The sequence below is a fragment of the Salinivirga sp. genome (genome assembly GCF_035268865.1).
Classification (GTDB): Bacteria; Bacteroidota; Bacteroidia; order Bacteroidales; family Salinivirgaceae; genus Salinivirga.
Genome location: NZ_DATFKB010000215.1, coordinates 1 through 5,460, shown reverse-complemented (window position 1 = coordinate 5,460; position 5,460 = coordinate 1). Strand labels below are relative to the sequence as shown.

Here is a 5,460-nt window from a genome sequence, read left to right as displayed (position 1 = left end):
CAAAAAGTTGTTGAAGTGTAGCAATTGAATCTGCGAGTTGTTTTTTTGCACGGAACATTACTTTCTGTTGCAGAATATTCATTCTTTTAGCTTGCCCTTGAAGTGCGGTTGAAATATATATGGTATCGCTTGATTTTTTTAATTCTCCTTTGTTTTCAGTTGTTGGTTTAGGTGTCTGAGTTTCTTTTTCAGGGCTTTTATTGCATGAAAAAGCTAAGGTTGCTATAACTATGAATATTATTGTTGCGTGTTTCATTACTCTATATTTATGGTGGTGAAATTTCTGCAATTCATATGATTTTCTCGGGGACTCCTGATCGCCTGCTTTTTAAATACGTTTGTTATGGCCTGTTTATTACGAATTCGGTTTGCAATTTAGTTTTTTATCTCAATTTGCGCAATTTAAAATTAATGTAAATAAGATGTTTTTATCCTTTATGTAACATATGTAACATTTTTTTAAGGCGACAGCTCTTAATTTTGGTATAAAATTAAAAACATATGGAAATTAATTATTGGAAAGATAAAGATATTAAAGAAAATCCGCATGGGGTAGATGTGCGTGAGGTTTATCACCATTCAAATGCTCAGATAATGCACATTAATTTGAAGCCCGGTGAAGTAGTGAAACCTCATAAAACACCAGTTGATGTATTTTTTGTGGTGATGGAAGGCGAAATTGAGTTTAATATTGGAGATGAAGTAAATATTGCTGAAAAAGAAGCAATTGTGCATAGTCCAGCCAATATTATGCATGCCCTGGCAAACAAAACAGATAGCATAGCGAGCGTATTGGTGGCTAAAACACCAAGTCCAAAATAAGTTTTGATTTAAGTTGTTAAAATTTGTATATTACACGAAAAAGGAGGTTTTTATGGCAATTAATAAAGTTTGGATCGAAGAAGGATGTACATCATGCGGTTTATGCGAGGATGTTTGTCCCGATGTATTTAAAGTAGAAGACGAAGCTGAGGTAATTGAAGGCGCAGATTTTAATGCAAATGAAGATTGTATTAAAGAAGCTGCTGAAGAGTGCCCGGTGGAAGTCATAAAATTTGAATAGACAAAAAGGGGGCAGATCATATCGTATGATTGTCCCCTTAATTTTTGATGCAGTACATCACAGGAAAAATACAAAATCGATGAAAAACTTCTTAAGAAAACTTGCTCCACCAAAAAAATGGCGTATCCCTGTTATTTTGCTTGGCGGTATATTTGCAGGCCTTTTTTTCTATGCTGTATACATTTCTAAGGCACCATCTTACCTCTCTGATAAACCAGAAACTTGCGTAAATTGCCACATTATGGCCCCCGAGTTTGCATCATGGGAGCACAGTGCGCATAGAGAATATACAAACTGTAACAGTTGCCATGTTCCGCACGACAATGTATTCCGAAAATATTATTTTAAAGCACAGGATGGTTTAAGGCACGCTACCATTTTCACCATGCGGGCTGAACCACAAGTTATTAAAATTAAGCAAGCAGGGGCTGATGTGGTGCAGGAAAACTGTATTCGCTGCCATAGCGATTTAGTCACCGACCATAAAACACTTGCTTACACAAACGAATTTCACCAGTTCAGAAAAGACCGGAAATGCTGGGAGTGTCATCAAACGGTGCCGCACGGTACGGTTACAAGTATTTCGAGTGCCCCCAATGCGCGGGTACCTGTACCACCCAGTCCTGTTCCCGAATGGTTAAAATCATTAATTACTGACAACTAAAATTCTGTTAATATGACATCACTAAGTGAAAAAGTAAAACAAAAACCCTGGTTAGGGTGGTTGCTCTTTTTAGGCAGCATGGTTATTGTATTTTTACTTGGACTGCTTGCCTCTTCTGTAATGGAAAGAAGGGCTGAAGCCGTTTTTGCATATGAACCAAGCGTAGAGCATGGACAATTTGAACCACGCAATGAAGTTTGGGGAGAGAATTTTCCACGCGAATACCAAAGCTTTTTGAAAACAGCTGATACCAGCTTTAAAAGTAAATACAATGGCTCTGCCTGGGTTGATATGCTCGAAGAGGATCCCAGGTTAGTTGTACTTTGGGCCGGTTACGGTTTTTCCAAGGAGTATAATCAGGGCCGTGGCCATATGCATGCAGTTGAAGATATTCGAAAAATTTTACGTACAGGTGCTCCAATGGACGGTAAAGAAAGTCCTATGCCCAATACCTGTTGGACATGCAAAAGTCCTGATGTGCCACGTGTAATGAACGAACTTATTGAGGAGGAGGGGGATTTCACAAAAGGGGTAGCTAAATTCTATAGCGGTACCTGGGAAGAACGCGGGCATCAGATTGTTAATCCAATTGGCTGTGCCGATTGTCATGATGCTGAAACAATGAATCTGCGCATTTCAAGACCCGCCCTTATTGAAGCATTTAATCGCCGGGGAATGAATATCGAGGAATCAAGCCATCAGGATATGCGGAAATTAGTGTGTGCCCAATGCCATGTGGAGTATTATTTTAACAAGCAAAAAGTTAAAGGCTCTCCTTACCTCACATTGCCATGGGACGATGGCCAAACAGTAGAGGCAATGGAGGAGTATTATGATAATATGCAGTTTTCTGACTGGACTCATAAACTTAGTAAAGCCCCTATGCTTAAAGCGCAGCACCCTGATTATGAGATCTTCCAAATGGGTATTCATGCGCAACGCGGGGTTGCCTGTGCCGATTGTCATATGCCTTATACAAGCGAAGGAGGACAAAAATTTACAAGTCATCATGTTGTGAGCCCACTGGCGCACGTTTCTAAAACATGTCAGGTTTGTCACCGCGAAGAAACCGAAGACCTTGTTGCCAGCGTATATGAACGACAAGATAAAATAATTGAAACCCGCGATAAACTGGAGAAGCTTATTGTTAGCGCACATGTGGAAGCCAAAAAAGCCTGGGATTTGGGTGCCACAGAAGAACAAATGCAGGATGCCCTGATGGATATTCGGCATGCACAATGGCGCTGGGATTACATTGCTGCCAGTCATGGTGCTCCGTTTCATGCGCCAATAGAGTCAGGCCGCGTGCTTGCCAAAGGGATGTCTGCAGCACATGATGCCCGGCTAAAATTATCTCGTATTTTGGCTGACCTTGGACACAATAAACCCGTCGAATATCCTGATATTTCAACCAAAGCCAAAGCGCAGGAATATATAGGACTTGATATGGAAAAACTTAATAATGAAAAAGAAGAATTTCTTGAAACAGTAGTCCCCAAATGGCTTGAGAAAGCAGAACAGCGCGAAGCACAGTATGAAACTAAAAAACTAAATACACCATAATCAGGAAAATTATAAGTATTCGATGAACAATAATGTTCGTAAATTCTGGCGCCAACCCTGGGGTTATCCTGAAGGCATTTTGTTAGCAGTAGGGTTATTCATTACAGGATTGGCGCTTGATTTTTTTACCCGCACACCAATTCCTAAACCCACTTTTCCCTTCAATATTTCACTTGGAGCCCTATTGATTAGTATTTTGGCTGTTTTACATTTTTATCGTAAAAGCAGCAGGCTCATTCGGTGGATGTCTTCTGTGCCGGCTGCTATTAGTGCACTCGGCCTATTTACATTGCTTTCAGTATTGATGGGGCTCATTCCGCAACAAGCTGCCGGAGCCCCAGGTTTATTCAATATGTTGGATAGTTGGGCCTATCTTCTTTCATATGCGTGGCTATTAATTGTACTGGGCTTGTCTGCCCTGAAAAGAATAAGACCATTTAAACTAAAGCACACTGGCTATCTACTCAATCATGTTGGTTTATGGATAGCCTTTGCTGCAGCAGGCCTGGGAGCTGGTGATTTGAGTAGATTAAATATGTATTTACAGGAAGGCCAAACAACATGGTATGCTTATAATGAAAATCGTACCAGGATAGAATTACCATTTGCATTTAAATTGAAGGATTTTGTATTGGAGAATTATCCTGCGAAAATTGCCCTGATATCCCAGGGGAATTCTGAGATTCTTAAGCAAAATGGTAAACCCTTAATTGCTGATTTACCTGTTGATGATAGTATCAATATGGCTGGTTACAATATACGAACCATGACATACATATCTAATGCCATAAGGATGAAAGAAAACCATTTTCAACCATCCCAGGACACAGGTGCTGTACAGGCCGCTATGATGAGCATAAATGGAGTGCGTTATGGGTGGGTTTCACCGGGCAACTTCATGTATGCTTCCAGATTACTTAGCATAAACGATTCAATAGCTTTGGCAATGCTGAAACCGGAGCCCAAAAGATATGCTTCTGAAGTTGAGGTTTTTAGTAAAAATGGAAACAGGTTCGAAGAGGTAATTGAGGTGAATAAACCGTTGAGAATAGAAGGCTGGAAAGTTTATCAAACTGATTATGATCAGAGATTTGGTCGCTGGTCACGGTTAAGCGTGCTCGAACTTGTACGCGATCCTTGGTTGCCAGTAGTTTATGTGGGTTTGTTTATGATGATAGCCGGTGCATTTTGGCTGATATTCCAGGGAAAAACAAGGAAAAGCTAATTGTTATGTGGTATTATTTTGAATTTTTCGCACTTCTGAGTGCTGGTCTATGGGGACTGGCTTTGTTGTTTTCCCTTTTAATGAAAAAAAGGTTAGTCAAACGTCTTGTGGAAGTATTTTCAATTATTGGATTTCTTAGTTTATTGGCTTTTATTGTGTTATTGTGGATTAATCTACAAAGGCCACCAATGCGCACACTGGGTGAAACCCGGCTGTGGTACTCGTTTTTCCTGTTTATAATTGGATTTGTGGTTTATAAAAGATGGAATTATCCATGGTTTTTATCCTATAGCATGTTTCTGGCTCTGGTTTTTGTTTTACTTAATTTGTTAAAACCCGAAACACACAGTAAAACACTTATGCCGGCTTTGCAAAGTGTATGGTTTGTTCCACACGTAATTGTTTATATGATTGCGTATGCCTTCCTGGGTGTTTCTTCATTAATAGGCTTCAAAGCTCTACTTGACCGGCATCGCAACAGGTCGATAACCAATCTTTTACAACTAGCTGACAATATTGTGTACATTGGTTTCGGGTTTCTAACACTGGGATTAATATTTGGTGCTTTATGGGCAAAAGAAGCCTGGGGGCACTATTGGACCTGGGATCCAAAAGAAACCTGGGCATTTATTACATGGGCGGTTTACATGCTTTACATGCATTTGCGATACCATAAACCACATAAAACTGCTCAACACACAAGGTGGCTTGCATTTGCTTTCCTAATTCTTTTAATTGCCTGGTTTGGAATTAATTTTTTACCCGCTGCTCAATCGAGTGTGCATGTATATTCGTGAAACTCAATTTTCAGAAGCGAAGCGCACTGAAAATTGTAAGTTGAACGAATCCTCGATAGCGCAGCGTATCGGGATACAGGCCAGCTGTATTGAAAGAATTGAAAGTAAATCATCCTGCTTTTGTAATGTTTTTCAGAAGCGAAGCGCA

Annotated in this window: 7 protein-coding genes; 6 read left to right on the top strand and 1 reads right to left on the bottom strand. The window is 40.0% G+C overall.

The genetic code is table 11. The annotated features are described in order from the left end of the window. Positions 1-256: hypothetical protein (locus VJ937_RS12870; RefSeq protein WP_324067749.1), on the bottom strand; the 256-nt coding region annotated here is incomplete at its 3' end. 245 nt (positions 257-501) lie between these two features. On the opposite strand from VJ937_RS12870, the gene VJ937_RS12865 reads away from it, so the two are divergent. From VJ937_RS12865 to ccsA, 6 genes are all read left to right on the top strand, one after another. Next, entirely contained in the window at positions 502-822 is a 321-nt protein-coding gene (locus VJ937_RS12865) for a cupin domain-containing protein (protein ID WP_324067747.1), read from the top strand. Positions 823-874: 52 nt separating this feature from the next. Further along, a complete protein-coding gene (locus tag VJ937_RS12860; RefSeq protein ID WP_324067745.1) occupies positions 875-1,063 on the top strand; it encodes a ferredoxin in 189 nt (62 codons plus the stop codon). A gap of 79 nt (positions 1,064-1,142) precedes the next feature. Further along, the gene (gene nrfH / locus VJ937_RS12855; protein ID WP_324067743.1) at positions 1,143-1,727 is read left to right on the top strand and encodes a cytochrome c nitrite reductase small subunit; all 585 of its coding nucleotides are present in this window, start codon (positions 1,143-1,145) and stop codon (positions 1,725-1,727) included. Between the two features lie 12 nt (positions 1,728-1,739). Then, complete coding sequence (gene nrfA, locus VJ937_RS12850; RefSeq protein WP_324067741.1) at positions 1,740-3,290, top strand: ammonia-forming cytochrome c nitrite reductase; 1,551 nt, start codon at positions 1,740-1,742, stop codon at positions 3,288-3,290. A 22-nt stretch (positions 3,291-3,312) separates the two neighbouring features. After that, positions 3,313-4,515, top strand: a complete 1,203-nt coding sequence (locus VJ937_RS12845; RefSeq protein WP_324067739.1) for a cytochrome c biogenesis protein ResB — start codon at positions 3,313-3,315, stop codon at positions 4,513-4,515. 5 nt (positions 4,516-4,520) lie between these two features. Continuing rightward, positions 4,521-5,312: a cytochrome c biogenesis protein CcsA gene (gene ccsA / locus VJ937_RS12840; protein WP_324067737.1), complete on the top strand. Its 792-nt coding sequence runs from the start codon at positions 4,521-4,523 to the stop codon at positions 5,310-5,312. The last annotated feature ends 148 nt before the right edge of the window (positions 5,313-5,460 follow it).

Excerpts from the sequence above, each read along its gene's own strand:
- VJ937_RS12865 (WP_324067747.1), top strand. The coding sequence starts at position 502 with ATGGAAATTAATTATTGGAAAGATAAAGATATTAAAGAAAATCCGCAT.
- VJ937_RS12860 (WP_324067745.1), top strand. The coding sequence starts at position 875 with ATGGCAATTAATAAAGTTTGGATCGAAGAAGGATGTACATCATGCGGT.
- nrfH (WP_324067743.1), top strand. The coding sequence starts at position 1,143 with ATGAAAAACTTCTTAAGAAAACTTGCTCCACCAAAAAAATGGCGTATC.
- nrfA (WP_324067741.1), top strand. The coding sequence starts at position 1,740 with ATGACATCACTAAGTGAAAAAGTAAAACAAAAACCCTGGTTAGGGTGG.
- VJ937_RS12845 (WP_324067739.1), top strand. The coding sequence starts at position 3,313 with ATGAACAATAATGTTCGTAAATTCTGGCGCCAACCCTGGGGTTATCCT.
- ccsA (WP_324067737.1), top strand. The coding sequence starts at position 4,521 with ATGTGGTATTATTTTGAATTTTTCGCACTTCTGAGTGCTGGTCTATGG.